This is a genomic window from Oceanimonas doudoroffii, from assembly GCF_002242685.1.
Lineage (GTDB): Bacteria > Pseudomonadota > Gammaproteobacteria > Enterobacterales > Aeromonadaceae > Oceanimonas > Oceanimonas doudoroffii.
In genome coordinates this window covers 156,516-174,074 of sequence record NZ_NBIM01000002.1, presented here as the reverse complement: position 1 = coordinate 174,074, position 17,559 = coordinate 156,516, and the positions used below count along the sequence as shown (strand labels likewise).

The window sequence follows — 17,559 nt, the reverse complement described above, 5'->3', positions numbered from 1 at the left end:
ACTCAACCCTCGCGTTTGGCACACATCAGCTCGGCGGTGCACACTACTTCGCCGTCAACGCTGGCAACACCGGTAAACTTGGCAATGCCTCTGCGTTCTTTCAGATAAACCACGTCCAGCACCAGTTGATCTCCCGGTACCACGGGGCGCTTAAAACGGGCGTTGTCGATGGAAGCAAAGTAATACAGCTCATTGGGCTTGGGCTTGCCCACCATCTTGAATGCCAGAATGCCGGTGGCCTGGGCCATGGCTTCCAGGATCAGCACACCGGGAAACACCGGCTTGTTGGGAAAGTGGCCGGTGAACATGGGCTCGTTGAACGACACGTTCTTGATGCCGCGCAGCGTCTTGCGCTCAGGGCTGATTTCGTAGTGGGCCACCTTGTCGACCATCAGAAAAGGATAGCGGTGCGGCAACAGTTCCAGAATTTCCTGGATGTCCAACTGATTCAGTTCGTTACTCAAAATTTAACCCTACCAAATGTGCTTAATCTTTGTTGTTTAATTTTTTCTCAAGCTGGCTCAGCCGCTTGTGCATGTCGTCGATGCGCATCACGCGCGCCGCCGTTTTGCGCCATTCCTTGTTCGGTTGCAGCGGAATACCGGAGGAATAGATGCCGGGCTCGGTAATGGGTCGCATCACCATGGCCATGCCGGTAATGGTGACGCCGTCACAGATCTCCATGTGGCCGTTGAACACCGAGGCGCCGCCAATAATACAATATTTACCGACCTTGAGACTACCGGCCATGATGGTGCCTCCCGCCATGGCGGTGCCGTAGCCGATTTCCACGTTGTGGGCGATCTGGCACTGGTTGTCGATGATCACGTTGTCGGCGATGCGGGTGTCGTCCAGAGCCCCCCTGTCTATGGTAGTACAGGCGCCGATTTCCACCCGGTTACCGATGACCACGCCGCCGAGCTGCGGAATCTTGACCCACTCCCCTTTGTTGTTGGCATAACCGAAGCCGTCGGCGCCGATCACCGTGCCCGACTGCACCAGGCAGTCGGTCCCCATGGTCACACCGTGGTAGATGGTGACGTTGGCCCACAACCGGGTGCGGGCACCCAGGCGCGTATTTTTGCCCACGAAGCTGCCGGGACCGACGATAACGCCGCTTTCAAGCACCACGCCGGACTCGATCACCGCATTGGCGCCGATGGCCACGCCCTCGCCCAGGGTGACGTCGTCCGCCACCACGGCAGTGGGATGAATGTCCACCGCCGGAGCCGGTGTGGTGTCAAGGGCCTGGGCCGCCAGGGCAAAGCCGAGGTAGGGATCCTTCATCACCAGACAGGGCACCGGGCTTTCGCCCTTGTCTTCTGCCCGCAGAATAACGGCCGTGGCCTGCGTACTCTTTAGCAGGTGGCGGTATTTGCCGTCGGTGAGAAAGGCGATGTCGCCGGGGCCGGCCTTTTCCAGGGTGTTGACCTTGAGAATGGGCTCAGCCGCATCGCCGTGCAGCTCGGCGCCCAGTGCCTGGGCCAGTTGTTGCAGTGTTACGCTCATGGGCTTGCTCTTGTTATTACTTGCTGACGCGGCTGATCACCTGCTGGGTGATGTCGAGGGAAGGTACCATGTAAATGACGGCTCCCCGCTCCAGTACCAGGTCCAGACCCTGCGCCTTGGTGATGTCATCTATCGCGACCTTGATGCGCGACAGCATTTTCTGGCGTTCTTCGTTTTCGCGGCGGGCCCGATCCTGCTCCAGCGCCCGGGCCTTTTGCACGAAGTTGGCCTGCATATCATTAAGTTTTTTCTGGGCCTCGGCCTTTTGCTGGTCGTTCATAAAGGCCATGTCTTTTTGCTGTTTTTCCACAAAGCTGCGGCCCTGCTCTTCCAGCTGCTGTACTTCCTTCACGCGAGAGGCGAACTCGTTTTTCAGCTGGTTACGTACCACCTCGCGTTGGGGCATTTTCTGAAATACCTCGCCGGTATCCACCACGGCGATCTTGCCCTGCGCCTGGGCCAGAGTGGCAGTCAGCACCAGCGCCAGGGCGCCGGCCAGTTTAAACAGTTTGTTCATGTGCATGCTCCTTGTTCGGTGAGGGATGAAGGGTGAGGATATCGATTTCTCCTCACGCCCAAAGCCTCACCCTTCACGTCTTTATTTAAAACGTACGGCCGATATTGAAGTTGAACACCTCAGTTTCATCCCCTTCCACCTCGGTGATCGGGGTGGCCAGGGAGAACACCAGCGGGCCAAGCGGCGACAGCCACTGCATGCTGACGCCGGCCGAAGCACGATACTCGCCCGGATCGCCGAAGTCATAACACCCGGAGGTGCAACCGGCGAACCGTGACGCATCGTATTCGGTGTCCCATACCGTGCCCACGTCCATAAACAGGCTGGTACGCAAAGAGCGTTGCAGGTCTTCACCGGCAAAGGGCGTGGGCACAATCAGCTCGAGAGAACCGGCCAGCAGGGCGTTACCGCCAATGGCGCTGCCATCGGTGCTCAGGGTGCCGTTTTCGTCATAGACGGCACGCGGGCCCACCGAGTTGCTCTTGAAGCCGCGCAGGGTGCTAAAGCCGCCTGCGTAGTAGTTTTCAAAGAACGGTAGCCGGCCGGTACTGCCGTAGCCGTTACCGTAGGCGGCGCGGAACTTGCCGTGCAGCACCCAGTTGTGCTTGCGATCCAGCGGGAAATAATGGCCGTCGTCAAAGCTCAGCTTGTAATACTGCAGGTCCGAGCCGGGCACAGTGACCTTGGCGCTGACGCTCTGGCGACTGCCGGCGGTGGGGAACATGCCCCGGTTAAGGGTGTTACGGGTCCAACCGGCGGTAATGTCAAAGTCGTCAAAGGCGACATCTTCATCGTCGTTCACGCCATTGTCGGCCCAGAAGTCCTGCAGCTGCAGCGAAGGATCGCTCGGCTGGCTCAGGGTATTGTGCTCATAGCCTAGGCTGAAGTTAAGGCTGTTGTCCTCATCGATGGGAAAGCCGGTCAGGCCACGCACACCATAGGTGGTACTCTCATAATCGATAGAGCCGAAATCGTCATCGGGCTCAAACGAGCGGTAGTAGACCCGGCCACCCAGGCTGACACCATCCACGGTGAAGTAGGGGTCGGTAAAGTCCAGCGACACGTTCTTGGAGTAATCGTTCATCTGGGAGTTGATACCCACCCGGTTGCCGGTGCCGAGGAAGTTGTCCTGCTGCAGTCCGGCCTGAATGCTGAAGCCGGAGTCGGTACCAAAGCCCACCCCAAAGTTAATGGAGCCGGCGGGCTGCTCCTTGACCTTGACGTCCAGGTCAACCAGATCGTCTTCACCGGGAATACGACGGGTTTCCACCTCGACGTTTTCAAAGTAACCCAGCCGATTCAGACGGGTACGGGACTGCTCGACGTTCTCGCTCGACAACCAGGTGCCTTCCACCTGACGCATTTCCCGGCGCAGCACCTCGTCCTTGGTGATTTCGTTGCCGCTGAAGTTAATACGGCGCACATAGACCCGGTTGCCCGGCTCGATGTTGACCACCAGCTCCACCTTTTTGGCGGCTTCGTCGATCTGCGGAAAGGTGTTGATACGCGGATAGGCGTAGCCAAAGCGGCCGAGAAACCGCGACAGCAGCTCTTCCATATGGGCGACGTCGCCGGCGGAGTAGAGGTCGCCTTTCTCGATGGGCACCAGTTCATTGAGCTCCCGCTGGCGGTCGATCATGTTGCCGCGCAGGCTGACGCCGGAGACGGTGTACTGCTCCCCTTCGGTGACGTTAAGGGTGATGTAGACACCCTGCTTGTCGGGTGACATGGACACCTGAGTGGATGTCACGTCGGCCTTGAGGTAACCCCGGTCGCGGTAAAAGGAGCGCAGGGTTTCTATGTCACCGGCCAGCTTCTGTTTCTGGTAACGCTGGTCGCCCAGAATGTTCCACCAGGGTACGTCATCGGACAGCTCCAGCTGATCCAGCAGTTGCTCTTCGCTGAAGGCGCGGTTGCCGACAATGTTGATCTGCTTGATTTCGGCGGCCTCGCCTTCCACGAATTCAAACTTGAGGTCCACCCGGTTACGAGGCAGCGGCGTCAGCACCGCCTTGACGTTGGCGGAGTATTTGCCCACGCCGTAATAAAAGTCTTCCAGGCCTTTTTCCAGCTCGCTCAGGGTGGTGCGGTCCAGGGGCTCACCCACTCGCACGCCGGCACCTTCCAGGCTTTCCCGCAGTTGCTCTTCTTTGATCTCCTTATTGCCGCTGAAGCTGATGCCGGCAATGGTGGGACGCTCGGTCACCTGCACCACCAGCACGTCGCCGTCCCGCAGCAGTTGCACCTGTTCAAAGTTGCCGGAGGCATAGAGGCTGCGAATGGCCTCGGCCAGCTGGGCCTGATCCACTTCTTCGCCCACCCGTACCGGCAGACTGAGCAGCGCGGCCCCCAGGGTGACCCGTTGCAGGCCCTTGACCTGAATGTCTTCTACCACAAAGGGGGAGATGCCGCCCTGTGCCTGAGCCAGCATGCTGGCTCCCAGCAGGCAGGACGCGGCGAGCGTATTGGTTATAGCCCTTGTTTTTGCCATAGCCTGACTTGATCCTTGTGTCTTGTCGCCTTACAGGCGACCAATGTCATTAAACAGTGCCAGCCCCATCAGCAATATCAGCAGGGCCGCTCCTATTCGAAAACCCAGTTCCTGCACGCGCTCCGGCACCGGCCGGCCGGTCACCGCTTCTACCAGGTAAAACAGCAGGTGGCCGCCGTCGAGCACCGGCAGGGGCAGCAGGTTGATGATGCCCAGGTTGACGCTGACCAGCGCCATAAAGCTGAGAAAATACACCAGGCCGAACCCGGCGCTGGCACCGGCGCCCTTGGCGATGGAGATGGGCCCGCTCAGGTTGTCGACGGAGACGATGCCGGTCAGCAGTTTGCCAATCATGTTAAAAGTCAGCACCGTCAGTTCCCAGGTGCGATCCATGCCCGCCCACAATGCCTTGACCGGCCCGTAGCTCAGCTCGAAACGGTAGCGTTCGTCCACCGGGGTGACCGACGGCGCCAGTCCGACATAGCCAATGGCCCTGTCGTCGGTCTCACGCAACGCCGGGGTCAGCGTCAGGTCCAGGCTCTGACCGCCCCGCTGTACCACAAGTTCCACCGGAATACCGGGCGAGGACTGCACCAGGGCCACAAACTGATCCCAGTCGGCGAGTTTTTCGCCATTGGCGCTGTACAGGGTGTCGCCGGGCAGCAGCCCCGCCTGTTCGCCGGCGCCCCCCGCCAGCACCTGCTCCAGGGCCAGGGTAGGAGTCGCCCCCTCGGGCCGAAGGCCCAGGGCGGAAATGGGCGATTCACTGTCGGGGTCGAACTGCCAGCTGCTCAGCGGCACCGTCAGGCTTTGGTTGCGACCGTCGGCATCCTGTACCTGCATGATCAGTTGCTCGGCACCAATACGGCCGATCAGGGCAAAGTTGACATCTTCCCAGGTAAGCACGTCGTTGCCATCGATGGCGGTGATCTGCATGCCCGGCTGCAGGCCGGCCATGGCCGCCGGCGACTCGGCGGTCACATCCCGCAGCACCGGCTTGACCGAGGGCACGCCGATCATGAACATCAGCCAGAAGGCGAACACCGCAAACAGAAAGTTGGCCATGGGCCCGGCCACGACAATGGCCATGCGCGTCCATACCGACTTCTGATCAAAAGCCTGATCCGCCAGCTCGGCGGGCACCTCGTCCACCCTGCCGTCGAGCATTTTGACGTAACCGCCCAGGGGGATCATGGCCACCACATATTCGGTGCCGTCACGGCCGGTCTTGCGCCAGATGGGTTTGCCAAAGCCGATGGAAAAGCGCTCGACCCGCACGCCATTGCGCCGGGCCACCCAGAAATGGCCGTATTCGTGTACCGCCACCAGTATGCCAAGGGCGACGATAAAGGCGCCCAGGTTCCACAATATGCCGATCATGCTTGCTTCCCGATCAGTTGCCCGGCCAGCCGCCGCGCTTGCGCGTCCAGGGCCAGAATGTCTTCCAGCGACCGAGCCCGGCTGGCGCCCAGGCTGTCCATGACCTTTTGGTTAATACCGGCGATGGCCATAAAGGCCAGCCGCCGCTCCAGAAAGGCCGCCACCGCCACCTCGTTGGCCGCATTCAGCGCCGTGGTGGCGCCCTGCCCCGCTCCACAGGCGTCGATGGCCAGCTGCAGGCAGGGGTAACGGGCCATGTCGGGTGCCATAAAGCTCAGCTCACCAAGACGTGTGAAGTCGAGCGGCGCCACCCCGGACTCGATGCGTTCGGGCCAGGCCAGGCTGTGTGCGATAGGAGTCATCATATCCGGCTGACCGAGCTGGGCCAAGACGGAACCATCCGAGTACTGCACCATGGAATGGATCACCGACTGGGGGTGCACCAGCACGTCTATCTGGTGTGGCGCGGCATTAAACAGCCAGCGTGCTTCGATGTATTCCAGCCCCTTGTTCATCATGGTGGCGGAGTCCACGGAAATCTTGGGCCCCATGGACCAGTTGGGGTGATTGACCGCCTCGGCCGGGGTTACCTCGGAAAGCTGCTCTACCGGGGTATAGCGAAAGGGTCCGCCGGAGCCGGTCAGCAGGATCTTGCCGATACCGGCGCCGGCGAGGTCCCCTCTGCCCGGGGTACGTTGCAGCTCGGGGGGCAGGCACTGGAAGATGGCGTTATGCTCGCTGTCCACCGGCAGCAGTTCGGCACCGCTGTGATGCACGGCATCAATAAACAGCTCGCCGCTCATCACCAGGGCTTCCTTGTTGGCCAGCAGCACCCGCTTGCCGGCCCGCACCGCCGCCAGGGTGGGCAGCAGGCCGGCGGCGCCCACTATGGCCGCCATCACGGTATCGACCTCGGGCTCGGCGGCCACCTGACACAGGGCCTCGGCGCCGTCCAGCACCTGTGTGCGACTGCCGGCCTCATTCAGCCGCCGGCGCAGCTCGGCGGCGGCGGCGGGCTCAGCCATCACCGCAAAACGGGGCGCGAACTCCAGGCAGTCTGCCAGCATGCGTTCAACCTGACGGCTGGCGGTCAGCGCAAAAACGCCAAAACGCTCGGGGTGGCGGCGTACCACCCCAAGCGTACTCTGGCCAATGGAGCCGCTGGCTCCGAGTATGGTCAGCTGTTGCATGTCAACCCTGCCCCGCCAGCCGGTACACCACCACGAAGATGGGCAGTGCCGCGGTCAGGCTGTCGATGCGATCCATGATGCCGCCGTGACCGGGCAAAATGCTGCCCGAGTCCTTGAGGCCGGCCTCACGCTTGAACATGCTTTCTACCAGGTCTCCCAGCACCGAGGCCAACACCGCCACCACGGACGCCAGCAGCACCGCCTGGGTCTGGGCCGCAGGCAGTGCCACCGCCTGCGTCACCACCAGTGCCAGGACACAGGCGGCCAGTACGCCGCCGATCATGCCTTCAATGGTTTTGCCCGGGCTGACGCTGGGGCACAGCTTGTGCCGGCCCAGTGCCTTACCGGCAAAATAGGCGCCGGTATCGGCGGCCCACACCAGGGCCATGACAAACAGCAGCAGCCAGGCGCCGTAGTGCGGGTTTTGCTCATACTGATAGCTGCGCAACACCAGCAGCGACCAGAAAAACGGCACCAGGCTGAGCAGGGCAAACACCGCCTTGAGCCAGGGCCGGCCCTGCCACAGCGCACGACTGGCCGGATAACGCAGCACCAGCGGCAGTGCGCACAGCCACCACAAGGCGCCGGCGTTCAGTACCAGGTCAATCCAGCCGTGCAGGCCGTCGGCCCAGATATGCTCGATGGGCACGCTGGCCATCAGTGCCACCAGCACCAGGGCCAGGAACACCATGACCACATTGGTTTTTCCGGCATCGATAAAATGACCCCATTCCCGCCCCGCCAGCAGGTAGACGGCGGTGGCAAAGAGGGCAAAAAACGGCAGGGGCAGCATAAAAATGGCCCCCAGCACCACAGGGATCAGGCACAGGGCCGTGATGATACGAAGCTTTAGCAAGAAATGTCCTCTCTTCGAGGGTGAAGGCCTTTCGCCTTGCATGCTCACCCTTATCGTTATTATTCGTTGTCGGCGCCAGCCTTGTGCTCCAGCAGCTCTCTAATCTGAGCGCCGGTGCAGCCAAAACGCCGTTCCCGACCCACAAAGGCGGCAATGGCGTCGCTGAACGCCTCTTCGCCAAAGTCGGGCCAGAGCACGGGGGTAAAATAGAGCTCCGCATAGGCCAGTTGCCACAGCAGAAAGTTGCTGATGCGCTGCTCGCCGCCGGTGCGGATCAGCAGGTCCACCGCCGGCAGATCGCTGAGCTGGATCTGCTGATGCAGCGCGGCCTCGTCGATGTCTGCCGGGCTCAGGCTGCCGTCGGCCACCCGTTCGGCCAGTGCCCGGGCCGCCTGGGTAATGTCCCAGCGGCCACCGTAGTTGGCGGCAATATTGAGGGTCAGGCCGGTATTGTTGGCGGTGAGGCGTTCGGCGTCGTCGATTTTGCGCTGCAGGTGCGGCGCGAAGGCGCTGCGATCCCCTATGATGCGCAGACGAATGTTGTTGCGGTGCAGCTTGCGCACTTCCGAGCCCAGCACGGCGATAAACAGGCTCATCAGGGCGCTGACCTCATCCTGGGGACGGCGCCAGTTCTCGCTGGAAAAGGCGAACAGGGTCAGGGCCTCAAGGCCGAGCCGGTAGCCAAAACTGACCGCCGCCCGAACCGACTTCACCCCGGCCTTGTGGCCGGATACCCGGAATTTGCCCCGTTGTTCGGCCCAGCGGCCATTGCCGTCCATGATGATGGCGACGTGACGGGGTAGGCGGGACTGTTCGTCTGTTGCTGCCGTAGCTGGCATAGTCTCTCCTGCACAAAAACAAACGCCGTGCAGGCAGCTACACGGCGTCGGCTACTATACCTGATGTAACTATCAGATTTCCATCAACTCTTTTTCCTTGGCGGCCAGGGCGTCATCCACCTGCTTGATGTACAGGTCAGTCAGCTTCTGCACGTCATCCTGAGCGCGACGATCGTCGTCTTCGGAGATTTCCTTTTCCTTCAGCAGGGCCTTCAGGCTGCTGTTGGCGTCACGACGAATGTTGCGAATGGCCACCCGGCCCTGTTCGGCTTCGTTACGCACTACCTTGATCAGGTCCTTGCGGCGCTCCTCGGTCAGCGGCGGCAGCGGAATGCGGATCATGGCACCGGCGCTGGACGGGTTCAGACCCAGATCCGACATCATGATGGCCTTTTCCACCGCTTGAATCATGGAGCGGTCAAACACGGTCACCGCCAGGGTGCGGGAGTCTTCGGTGGTGATGTTGGCCAGCTGGTTGAGCGGGGTAGAAGCGCCGTAGTAGTCAACACTGATGCTGTCGAGCAGGCTGGGATGAGCACGGCCGGTACGCACCTTGTTCATCTGGGTTTTCAGCGCTTCCACGCTTTTTTCCATGCGTGCCTTGGCGTCGGTTTTAATGTCGTTTATCACGGTCGTTATCCTTTTTGTCTCGGTGAGGAGTGAAGAGTGAGGAGTGAGGGGTAAAACCAACAGTCGGCACCTGTTTGGTCTGTTCTCCTCACACCTTCCCCCTCACCCCTCACAGTTTATCAGAGCTTGTTGCTGATCAGGGTGCCTTCGGTTTCACCCATGACGGCCCGGCGCAGTGCACCCGGCTTGTTCATGTTGAACACACGAATGGGCAGGTTGTGATCCCGCGCCAGGGTAAAGGCGGCCAGATCCATGACCTTGAGCTCGCGGTCGAGCACGTCATCGTAACCGAGGTGATGATACAGCTCGGCGTCGGGGTTCTTGACCGGATCTTCACTGAACACACCATCGACCTTGGTGGCCTTGAGCACCACGTCGGCCTCGATCTCGATGCCTCGCAGACAGGCGGCCGAATCGGTGGTAAAGAAGGGGTTGCCGGTGCCGGCAGAGAAGATCACCACTCGGCCCTTGCGCAGCAGGCTGATGGCATCCGCCCAGTTATAACTGTCGCACACGCCTTCCAGGGTAATGGCTGACATCAGACGGGCATTCACATAAGCACGGTGCAGGGCATCGCGCATGGCCAGGCCGTTCATCACGGTGGCCAACATACCCATGTGGTCGCCCACCACGCGGTTCATGCCCGCCTTGGCCAGGCCCGCACCACGGAACAGGTTGCCGCCGCCGATCACCAGGCCTACCTGTACGCCCAGTTCTACCAGTTCCTTGATTTCCTGAGCCATACGCTCCAGTACGGCGGGGTCGATACCAAAGCCTTCCTCTCCCTGCAGCGCTTCACCGCTGAGTTTGAGAAGAATGCGTCTGTATGCGGGTTTCGGATTGGTACTCATGCTTTCTATTCCTGGTCATAGAAAGACCGCGACGAAATGTCGCGGTCCGAACAGCATTAAAAAGGGCGGGAATTAACCCTTGGAAGCGGCGATCTGAGCCTGTACTTCGGCAGCGAAGTCTTCTTCCTTACGCTCGATACCTTCACCCACTTCGAAACGTACGAAGCCCAGGGCGTCGGCGCCGTTCTGCTTGAGCAGGTCGCCCACGGAGATGGACGGATCCTTAACGAAGGGCTGACCGGTCAGGGAGATTTCGCCGGTGAACTTCTTCATGCGGCCTTCAACCATCTTCTCGGCGATGTCTTTCGGCTTGCCGGAGTTAACGGCGATTTCCACCTGGATTTCACGCTCTTTGGCCACTACTTCGGCGGACACGTCTTCGGGCTTAACGAACTGCGGGCTGGAAGCAGCCACGTGCATGGCCACGTCTTTGGCCAGCTCTTCGTCGCCACCCTGCAGGTTGGCGATAACGCCGATGCGGGTGCCGTGCAGGTAAGTGGTCACGTTGTCGCCTTCCACCAGCACGACGCGACGCAGGCTCATGTTTTCACCGATCTTGGCGATCAGGTTGGTCAGGGCGGTTTCAACGGTTTCACCGTTGGCCAGCTCGGCGGCCTTCAGTACTTCAACATCGTTGATCTTGTTGGCCAGGGCCAGATCGGCGATCTGCTCACCCAGGGCGCGGAAACTGGCGTCCTTGGCAACGAAGTCGGTTTCGCTGTTCATTTCTACCAGCACGGCAACGTTGCCGGCCTGGCGTGCCAGGATGATACCTTCGGCGGCGATGCGGCCGGCTTTCTTGGCGGCTTTGGCCTGGCCGGACTTGCGCATGTCTTCAATGGCCTGCTCGATATCACCGTTGGCTTCGATCAGGGCTTTTTTACAATCCATCATGCCGGCGCCAGTGCGCTCGCGCAGTTCTTTTACCAGGGCAGCGGTAATGTTTGCCATTCGTAATGTCCTCGGTCTTGTTAAGAAAACAGGGGCACATGGCCCCTGTTAACCTGTAACTTGCGTATGGTTAATAAAGGCGTGAGCTGAGCTCAGTCTTTATTATTCTTCTACGACGTAGTTGTCTTCGGCTTGCACGGCCAGGTCTTGCGCGCGGGCAGCGTTCACGGCATCGGCAGCGGCGCTCAGGTACAGCTGAACGGCACGGATGGCGTCATCGTTACCGGGGATGATGTAGTCCACGTTGTCCGGGTTGGAGTTGGTGTCAACTACAGATACCACGGGGATGCCCAGGTTGTTGGCTTCCTTGATGGCGATGTGCTCGTGATCCGCATCGATGACGAACAGTACGTCGGGCAGACCGCCCATGTCCTTGATACCACCCAGGGACTTTTCCAGCTTTTCCATTTCGCGAGTACGCATCAGCGCCTCTTTCTTGGTCAGCTTTTCAAAGGTACCGTCCTGAGACTGGGCTTCCAGATCCTTCAGGCGGCTGATGGACTGACGTACGGTTTTCCAGTTGGTCAGCATACCGCCCAGCCAGCGGTGGTTGACGTAGAACTGGTCGCACTTGGTAGCGGCTTCTTTAACGGCTTCAGAAGCTGCGCGCTTGGTACCAACAAACAGGATCTTGCCTTTCTTGGAAGCAACGTTGCCCAGGTAGTTCAGCGCATCGTTGAACAGGGGAACGGTCTTTTCCAGGTTGATGATGTGAACCCGGTTGCTGGCGCCGAAAATGTAAGGCTTCATCTTGGGGTTCCAGAAACGGGTCTGGTGACCGAAGTGAACGCCGGCTTTCAGCATGTCGCGCATAGATACTTGTGCCATGATTTCCTCAAATATGTATTGGGTTAGGCCTCCACACATCCCATGACTCCGACCCGAAGGCACCCTGGAGCATGTGCCGATGTGTGTGTGTGTTAAAAAAGTGAATGTTGGTGACGGCGGAATTGCTCAACAGACGCAACCCGGCATCACGGCGCGCTTTATACCACATTTGCCCCGCCCGCACCAGCGCCGGGTGCGATTTCGGCGCTGGAAGTTGGCGGCCGGCAAGGGTACACTTTTGACCCTCTCACGGGTACGCCCGCTAATCGCCCAGCCATTTCACAGAGACGAGTATGAGCATAGTCATAAAAACCCCGGAAGAAATCGAAAAAATGCGCGTGGCCGGCCGCCTGGCCGCAGAGGTGCTGGAAATGATCGAGCCCCATGTAAAGCCCGGCGTGACCACGGACGAACTCAACCGGATCTGCCATGACTATATCGTGAATGAGCAACAGGCCATTCCGGCGCCGCTGAACTACCACGGTTTTCCCAAGTCGATCTGTACCTCGGTCAACCACGTGATCTGTCATGGCATTCCGTCCGACAAGAAACTCAAGGACGGCGACATTCTCAATATCGACATTACCGTGATCAAGGACGGCTACCACGGCGACACCTCCAAAATGTTCATCGTGGGCAAGCCCGGCATCATGGCCGAGCGCCTGTGCCGAGTGACCCAGGAGTGCATGGAACTTGGCATTAAAATGGTCAAGGACGGGGTGCACCTGGGCGACATCGGCGCCGCCATTCAAAAGCACGCCGAGGCCCACAACTATTCCGTGGTGCGGGAATACTGCGGTCACGGCATTGGCAAGGAGTTCCACGAAGAGCCCCAGGTGCTGCACTACGGCAAGCCGGGCACCGGCGAGGTACTGAAGGCCGGCATGTGTCTGACCATTGAGCCGATGATCAACGTGGGCAAGCGCCACAGCAAGATGCTGAACGACGGCTGGACCGTGGTGACCAAGGATCGCAGCCTGTCGGCCCAGTATGAGCACACCCTGCTGGTGACCGAAACCGGCTGTGAAGTGCTGACCCTGCGGCAGGACGACAACCTGCCGCGAATCATCACCGCCGAAAGCTAAAAACTGAAGTAGGTTGGGATGAGCAACGTAAATCCCAACCTTTTCCCACTCCCTGTTCCCCATACCCCGAATAACCTCCATGAAGCCCAACGTTACCCGTCGCCCCCGCAAGCCCGCGCCGAAAAAGCCCTCAGGCCCACCGGTTACCTTATTGCTGAACAAGCCCTATATGGTGCTGTGCCAGTTTACCGACGGAGACGGTCGCGAGACTTTGGCCGACTACGTGGACGTGCCTGGGGTGTATGCTGCCGGCCGGCTGGATCGGGACAGCGAGGGCCTGCTGGTGCTGACCAATGACGGCGCCCTCAATGCCCGCCTGACCCAGCCCGGGCGCAAGACCGCCAAAACCTACTGGGTGCAGGTGGAAGGCGACCCCACCGAAGTTGAACTCGACCAGTTGCGACAGGGCGTGGAGCTGAAGGACGGCCCCACCCTGCCGGCCAAGATACGGCGCATGGACGAGCCGGCAGTCTGGCCGCGCAACCCGCCCATTCGCGAGCGCAAGGCCATTCCCACCACCTGGCTGGAGATACAAATCACCGAGGGGCGCAATCGCCAGGTACGGCGCATGACCGCCCATATCGGCTTTCCCACCCTGCGGCTTATTCGCTACGCCGTGGGCAACTGGACCCTGGACGACCTGCCACCCGGGCAATGGAGAAAACTATGAGTCATGCGGTAACCCTGGCGGTGATCGTGCGCGCCAATGAGCGCTTTTTGATGGTGGAAGAATGGCAGCAGGGCAAAGTGATGTTCAATCAGCCCGCCGGCCACCTTGAGCCGGGTGAGAACCTGCTGGACGGCGCCCGCCGCGAGCTGCTGGAAGAAACCGGCCTGGCGCTGCCGCTGACAGAAGCGGTGGGTGTGTATCAATACACGGCGCCGGACAACGGCAAGCACTTTGTGCGCTTTACCTTCTGCACCGAAGTGGCCGAGCCACTGGCTACCTATCCACAGGACCCGGACGGTGACATTATTCGCTGCCACTGGCTGACCCTGGCGGAGATAGCAGCCCTGGGCGATCGGCTGCGCAGCCCGCTGATCCTGGCCTCCCTGCAGGATTACCTCAAAGGCGAACGGTTTCCGCTGTCGGCGCTGAAACCGGCCCCGCGATAGGCCTCATTTCATGGGGGTAATGATGGCGCATATAACGATCAGAAACGGAGCTATATCCCTCCCTCCTTCCCCATTACCCCTCACGACATTTGTCTGGTAAAATAGCGCCCGTTTTGCAATCGAGTTAATGGGCGTTATGAGCGATAACAGTCAGCTGAAAGTGATTGTCGGCATGTCCGGCGGTGTGGATTCCTCGGTCTCGGCCTACCTGCTGCAACAGCAGGGCTATCAGGTGGAAGGCCTGTTCATGAAGAACTGGGAAGAAGACGACACCGACGAGTACTGCTCCGCGGCGGAAGATCTGCGCGACGCCCAGGCCGTGTGCGACAAACTCGGCATCGAACTGCACACCATCAATTTTGCCGCCGAATACTGGGACAATGTGTTCGAGCATTTTCTGGCGGAATACAAGGCCGGCCGCACCCCCAATCCCGACATCCTGTGCAACAAGGAAATCAAGTTCAAGGCGTTCCTGGAGTTCGCCGCCGAGGATCTGGGTGCCGATTACATCGCCACCGGCCACTATGTGCGCCGCAGCTTTGACGACGAGCCCAGGTTGCTGCGCGGCCTCGACGGCAACAAGGATCAGAGTTATTTCCTCTATACCCTGAGCTCTCAACAGGTGGCCAGAAGCCTGTTTCCGGTGGGCGAGCTGGAAAAGCCCGAGGTGCGCCGCATCGCCGAACAGCTGGAGCTGGTCACCGCCAAGAAAAAGGACTCCACCGGCATCTGCTTTATCGGCGAGCGCAAGTTCACCGACTTCCTGGCCCGCTACCTGCCCGCTCAGCCCGGCAACATTGAAACCGTGGACGGCGACATCATCGGCCAGCATCAGGGCCTGATGTACCACACCCTGGGGCAGCGCAAGGGCCTTGGCATCGGCGGCCTGAAAAATGCCGGCGACGAGCCCTGGTACGTGGTCGACAAAGAAGTGGAACGCAACGTGCTGGTGGTGGCCCAAGGCGATCACCCCCGCCTCTACTCCGACGGCCTGATCGCCCGCCAGCTGCACTGGGTGAATCGCCAGCCGATCACCGAGCCGGTGCGCTGCAGCGTGAAAACCCGCTACCGCCAGACCGACATTCCCTGCACCATTGAGCCGGTAGATGCCGACACCATTCGCGTGCTGTTTGACGAGCCTCAGGCGGCGGTCACTCCGGGCCAGTCGGCGGTGTTCTACCACGGCGAGGTCTGCCTGGGCGGCGGCATTATTGAAACCCGGTTCAACAAGGATCAAGCGTGAGTCACAGTCTGGAAAGTCAAACCCTGGCCTTTGCCGGTATCTGTCAGGCGGCAAGCCTGGTGCAACAGGTGGCCCGCCAGGGCGTTATCGAAGACAAAGAAGTACTGGCCACCACCCTGAACAGCATCATGGTGACCGATGCCGCCCAGTCGGCGGACATTTACGGCGGCCACGACCACCTGCGCCTGGGCTACCAAACCCTGATCGAACAGCTCAGCCCCGACAGCAGCAAGAAAAACGCCGAGCTTACCCGCTATCTGGTGGGACTGGTGGCGCTGGAGCGCAAGCTGTCCAAGCGCCGGGATCTGCTGTCGATGCTGGGTGAGCGCATCAGCCAGGTCAAGCGCCAGCTGCACCATTTCGAGCTGCTCGACGAACAGGTGCTGGGCAACCTGGCCGGCATTTACAGCGACATTATCAGCCCGCTGGGGCCGCGCATTCAGGTGGCCGGTAACCCCAGCTTTCTGCAGCAGCCGCTGGTGCAGCACCAGATCCGCGCCCTGCTGCTGGCGGGCATTCGCAGCGCCGTGCTGTGGCGCCAGCTCGGCGGCAAACGCCGTCATATTCTGTTTTCCCGCAAGCGACTGGTGGCTCAGGCCCAGGCCGCGCTGCGTTACTGATTTGTTTTAACCAATTTGCTTTAACTACCCCCCAACCTTCAGGAGTTTCAGTTCATGGAATTGTCAGCATTAACGGCCATTTCCCCGGTCGATGGCCGTTACGGCAGCAAAACCGAGGCGCTGCGCGCCATTTTCTCCGAATTCGGCCTGCTGCGCTTTCGCGTAGAGGTGGAAGTTCGCTGGCTGCAGGCCCTGGCCGCCCAGGACGCCATTGCCGAAGTACCGGCCTTCTCAGATGAAGCCAACGCCCTGCTCGACAGCATTGTCGCCAACTTCAGCGAGGCCGACGGCCAGCGTATCAAGGACATCGAGCGCACCACCAACCACGACGTCAAGGCCGTGGAATACTTCCTGAAGGAAAAGGTTGAGGCCCTGCCCGAGCTGGCCGCGGTAAGCGAGTTCATTCACTTTGCCTGCACCAGTGAAGACATCAACAACAACGCCCACGCCCTGATGCTGAAGGCCGGCCGCGATGACGTGGTGGTGCCCTACTGCCAGCAACTGATCGACGAAGTGAAGCGCCTGGCCGCCCAATATCGCGATCTGCCCATGCTGAGCCGCACCCACGGCCAGCCCGCCTCGCCCACCACCCTGGGCAAGGAAATGGCCAACGTCGCCTACCGTCTGGAGCGTCAGCTCAAGCAAATCCAGAGCGTGGAGCTGCTGGCCAAGATCAATGGCGCCGTGGGCAACTACAACGCCCATATCTCCGCCTATCCGGAAGTAGACTGGCACGCCTTCTCCGAGCAGTACGTCACCGGCCTGGGCCTGACCTGGAACCCCTACACCACCCAGATCGAGCCCCACGACTACATCGCCGAGCTGTTTGATGCCCTTGCCCGCTTCAACACCATTCTGCTCGACTTCGATCGGGACGTGTGGGGCTATATCTCCGTGGGTTATTTCAAGCAGAAAACCGTGGCCGGCGAAATCGGCTCCAGCACCATGCCCCACAAGGTCAACCCCATCGACTTTGAAAACTCCGAGGGCAACCTGGGATTGGCCAATGCCATTTTCAATCACCTGGCCGCCAAGCTGCCCATTTCCCGCTGGCAGCGGGATCTGACCGACAGCACCGTGCTGCGCAACCTGGGCGTGGCCGTGGGCTACTCACTGATCGCCTATCAGGCCACCCTGAAGGGCATCAGCAAGCTGGAAGCCAACCCCCAGGCGCTGGCCGCCGATCTGGATCAGAACTGGGAAGTGCTGGCCGAGCCGGTACAAACCGTAATGCGCCGTTACGGCATCGAAAAGCCCTACGAGAAGCTGAAAGAGCTGACCCGGGGCAAGCGGGTAGACGGTGACGGCATGCGCGCCTTTATCGACGGCCTGGAACTGCCCGAGTCCGTGAAAGACGAGCTCAAGCAACTGACCCCGGCCAACTACATCGGCCGCGCGGTCAAGCTCACCGACGAGCTGAAGTAACGCATCCTGTGTCTGGAGCGCCCACCGG

Annotated in this window: 17 protein-coding genes and 1 pseudogene; 6 read left to right on the top strand and 12 right to left on the bottom strand. The window is 60.4% G+C overall.

Going from position 1 to position 17,559, the window contains the following annotated elements; genetic code table 11:
• Window positions 1-2 precede the first annotated feature (2 nt).
• The 12 genes from fabZ to rpsB form a co-directional block, all read right to left on the bottom strand.
• Entirely contained in the window at window positions 3-464 is a 462-nt protein-coding gene (gene fabZ / locus B6S08_RS10460) for a 3-hydroxyacyl-ACP dehydratase FabZ (protein WP_014293049.1), read from the bottom strand.
• 22 nt (window positions 465-486) lie between these two features.
• Complete coding sequence (lpxD, locus tag B6S08_RS10455) at window positions 487-1,509, bottom strand: UDP-3-O-(3-hydroxymyristoyl)glucosamine N-acyltransferase (RefSeq protein WP_094200752.1); 1,023 nt, start codon at window positions 1,507-1,509, stop codon at window positions 487-489.
• A 16-nt stretch (window positions 1,510-1,525) separates the two neighbouring features.
• Window positions 1,526-2,026, bottom strand: coding sequence for an OmpH/Skp family outer membrane protein (locus B6S08_RS10450; protein WP_094200751.1), 501 nt, complete (start codon window positions 2,024-2,026; stop codon window positions 1,526-1,528).
• 85 nt (window positions 2,027-2,111) lie between these two features.
• Window positions 2,112-4,517, bottom strand: coding sequence for an outer membrane protein assembly factor BamA (bamA, locus tag B6S08_RS10445; RefSeq protein WP_094200750.1), 2,406 nt, complete (start codon window positions 4,515-4,517; stop codon window positions 2,112-2,114).
• Between the two features lie 30 nt (window positions 4,518-4,547).
• Window positions 4,548-5,897 (bottom strand): sigma E protease regulator RseP, encoded by a 1,350-nt coding sequence (rseP, locus tag B6S08_RS10440; RefSeq protein ID WP_094200749.1) that lies wholly within the window; start codon window positions 5,895-5,897, stop codon window positions 4,548-4,550.
• Complete coding sequence (ispC, locus tag B6S08_RS10435) at window positions 5,894-7,087, bottom strand: 1-deoxy-D-xylulose-5-phosphate reductoisomerase (protein ID WP_094200748.1); 1,194 nt, start codon at window positions 7,085-7,087, stop codon at window positions 5,894-5,896. Before ispC ends, rseP begins: the two co-directional genes overlap by 4 nt.
• Before the next feature lies 1 nt (window position 7,088).
• Window positions 7,089-7,943, bottom strand: coding sequence for a phosphatidate cytidylyltransferase (locus B6S08_RS10430; protein ID WP_094200747.1), 855 nt, complete (start codon window positions 7,941-7,943; stop codon window positions 7,089-7,091).
• A gap of 59 nt (window positions 7,944-8,002) precedes the next feature.
• Window positions 8,003-8,782, bottom strand: coding sequence for a polyprenyl diphosphate synthase (gene uppS, locus B6S08_RS10425; RefSeq protein ID WP_094200746.1), 780 nt, complete (start codon window positions 8,780-8,782; stop codon window positions 8,003-8,005).
• 72 nt (window positions 8,783-8,854) lie between these two features.
• Window positions 8,855-9,412 (bottom strand): ribosome recycling factor, encoded by a 558-nt coding sequence (gene frr / locus B6S08_RS10420; RefSeq protein WP_094200745.1) that lies wholly within the window; start codon window positions 9,410-9,412, stop codon window positions 8,855-8,857.
• 119 nt (window positions 9,413-9,531) lie between these two features.
• Window positions 9,532-10,263: a UMP kinase gene (gene pyrH / locus B6S08_RS10415; RefSeq protein ID WP_014293058.1), complete on the bottom strand. Its 732-nt coding sequence runs from the start codon at window positions 10,261-10,263 to the stop codon at window positions 9,532-9,534.
• Window positions 10,264-10,335: 72 nt separating this feature from the next.
• Complete coding sequence (tsf, locus tag B6S08_RS10410) at window positions 10,336-11,214, bottom strand: translation elongation factor Ts (protein ID WP_094200744.1); 879 nt, start codon at window positions 11,212-11,214, stop codon at window positions 10,336-10,338.
• A 102-nt stretch (window positions 11,215-11,316) separates the two neighbouring features.
• Window positions 11,317-12,042: a 30S ribosomal protein S2 gene (gene rpsB / locus B6S08_RS10405; protein WP_094200836.1), complete on the bottom strand. Its 726-nt coding sequence runs from the start codon at window positions 12,040-12,042 to the stop codon at window positions 11,317-11,319.
• A gap of 293 nt (window positions 12,043-12,335) precedes the next feature.
• Between rpsB and map the strand changes: the two genes are divergently transcribed.
• The 6 genes and pseudogenes from map (at window position 12,336) to purB (ending at window position 17,531) form a co-directional block, all read left to right on the top strand.
• Window positions 12,336-13,127, top strand: a complete 792-nt coding sequence (gene map / locus B6S08_RS10400) for a type I methionyl aminopeptidase (protein WP_094200743.1) — start codon at window positions 12,336-12,338, stop codon at window positions 13,125-13,127.
• 79 nt (window positions 13,128-13,206) lie between these two features.
• Window positions 13,207-13,794: pseudogene (locus B6S08_RS10395) on the top strand (pseudouridine synthase); the annotation flags it as partial.
• Entirely contained in the window at window positions 13,794-14,243 is a 450-nt protein-coding gene (locus B6S08_RS10390; RefSeq protein ID WP_094200741.1) for an NUDIX hydrolase, read from the top strand. The pseudogene B6S08_RS10395 and the gene B6S08_RS10390, both read left to right, overlap by 1 nt.
• Window positions 14,244-14,379: 136 nt before the next feature.
• Window positions 14,380-15,486 carry a tRNA 2-thiouridine(34) synthase MnmA gene (gene mnmA, locus B6S08_RS10385; RefSeq protein WP_094200740.1) on the top strand — a complete coding sequence of 369 codons (1,107 nt, stop codon included), beginning with the start codon at window positions 14,380-14,382 and terminating at the stop codon, window positions 15,484-15,486.
• Window positions 15,483-16,106, top strand: a complete 624-nt coding sequence (hflD, locus tag B6S08_RS10380; RefSeq protein WP_094200739.1) for a high frequency lysogenization protein HflD — start codon at window positions 15,483-15,485, stop codon at window positions 16,104-16,106. Before mnmA ends, hflD begins: the two co-directional genes overlap by 4 nt.
• A 54-nt stretch (window positions 16,107-16,160) precedes the next feature.
• Window positions 16,161-17,531: an adenylosuccinate lyase gene (purB, locus tag B6S08_RS10375; RefSeq protein WP_094200738.1), complete on the top strand. Its 1,371-nt coding sequence runs from the start codon at window positions 16,161-16,163 to the stop codon at window positions 17,529-17,531.
• The last annotated feature ends 28 nt before the right edge of the window (window positions 17,532-17,559 follow it).

Excerpts from the sequence above, each read along its gene's own strand:
- lpxD (WP_094200752.1), bottom strand. The coding sequence starts at position 1,509 with ATGAGCGTAACACTGCAACAACTGGCCCAGGCACTGGGCGCCGAGCTG.
- B6S08_RS10450 (WP_094200751.1), bottom strand. The coding sequence starts at position 2,026 with ATGAACAAACTGTTTAAACTGGCCGGCGCCCTGGCGCTGGTGCTGACT.
- bamA (WP_094200750.1), bottom strand. The coding sequence starts at position 4,517 with ATGGCAAAAACAAGGGCTATAACCAATACGCTCGCCGCGTCCTGCCTG.
- rseP (WP_094200749.1), bottom strand. The coding sequence starts at position 5,897 with ATGATCGGCATATTGTGGAACCTGGGCGCCTTTATCGTCGCCCTTGGC.
- ispC (WP_094200748.1), bottom strand. The coding sequence starts at position 7,087 with ATGCAACAGCTGACCATACTCGGAGCCAGCGGCTCCATTGGCCAGAGT.
- uppS (WP_094200746.1), bottom strand. The coding sequence starts at position 8,782 with ATGCCAGCTACGGCAGCAACAGACGAACAGTCCCGCCTACCCCGTCAC.
- pyrH (WP_014293058.1), bottom strand. The coding sequence starts at position 10,263 with ATGAGTACCAATCCGAAACCCGCATACAGACGCATTCTTCTCAAACTC.
- tsf (WP_094200744.1), bottom strand. The coding sequence starts at position 11,214 with ATGGCAAACATTACCGCTGCCCTGGTAAAAGAACTGCGCGAGCGCACT.
- rpsB (WP_094200836.1), bottom strand. The coding sequence starts at position 12,042 with ATGGCACAAGTATCTATGCGCGACATGCTGAAAGCCGGCGTTCACTTC.
- map (WP_094200743.1), top strand. The coding sequence starts at position 12,336 with ATGAGCATAGTCATAAAAACCCCGGAAGAAATCGAAAAAATGCGCGTG.
- B6S08_RS10390 (WP_094200741.1), top strand. The coding sequence starts at position 13,794 with ATGAGTCATGCGGTAACCCTGGCGGTGATCGTGCGCGCCAATGAGCGC.
- mnmA (WP_094200740.1), top strand. The coding sequence starts at position 14,380 with ATGAGCGATAACAGTCAGCTGAAAGTGATTGTCGGCATGTCCGGCGGT.
- purB (WP_094200738.1), top strand. The coding sequence starts at position 16,161 with ATGGAATTGTCAGCATTAACGGCCATTTCCCCGGTCGATGGCCGTTAC.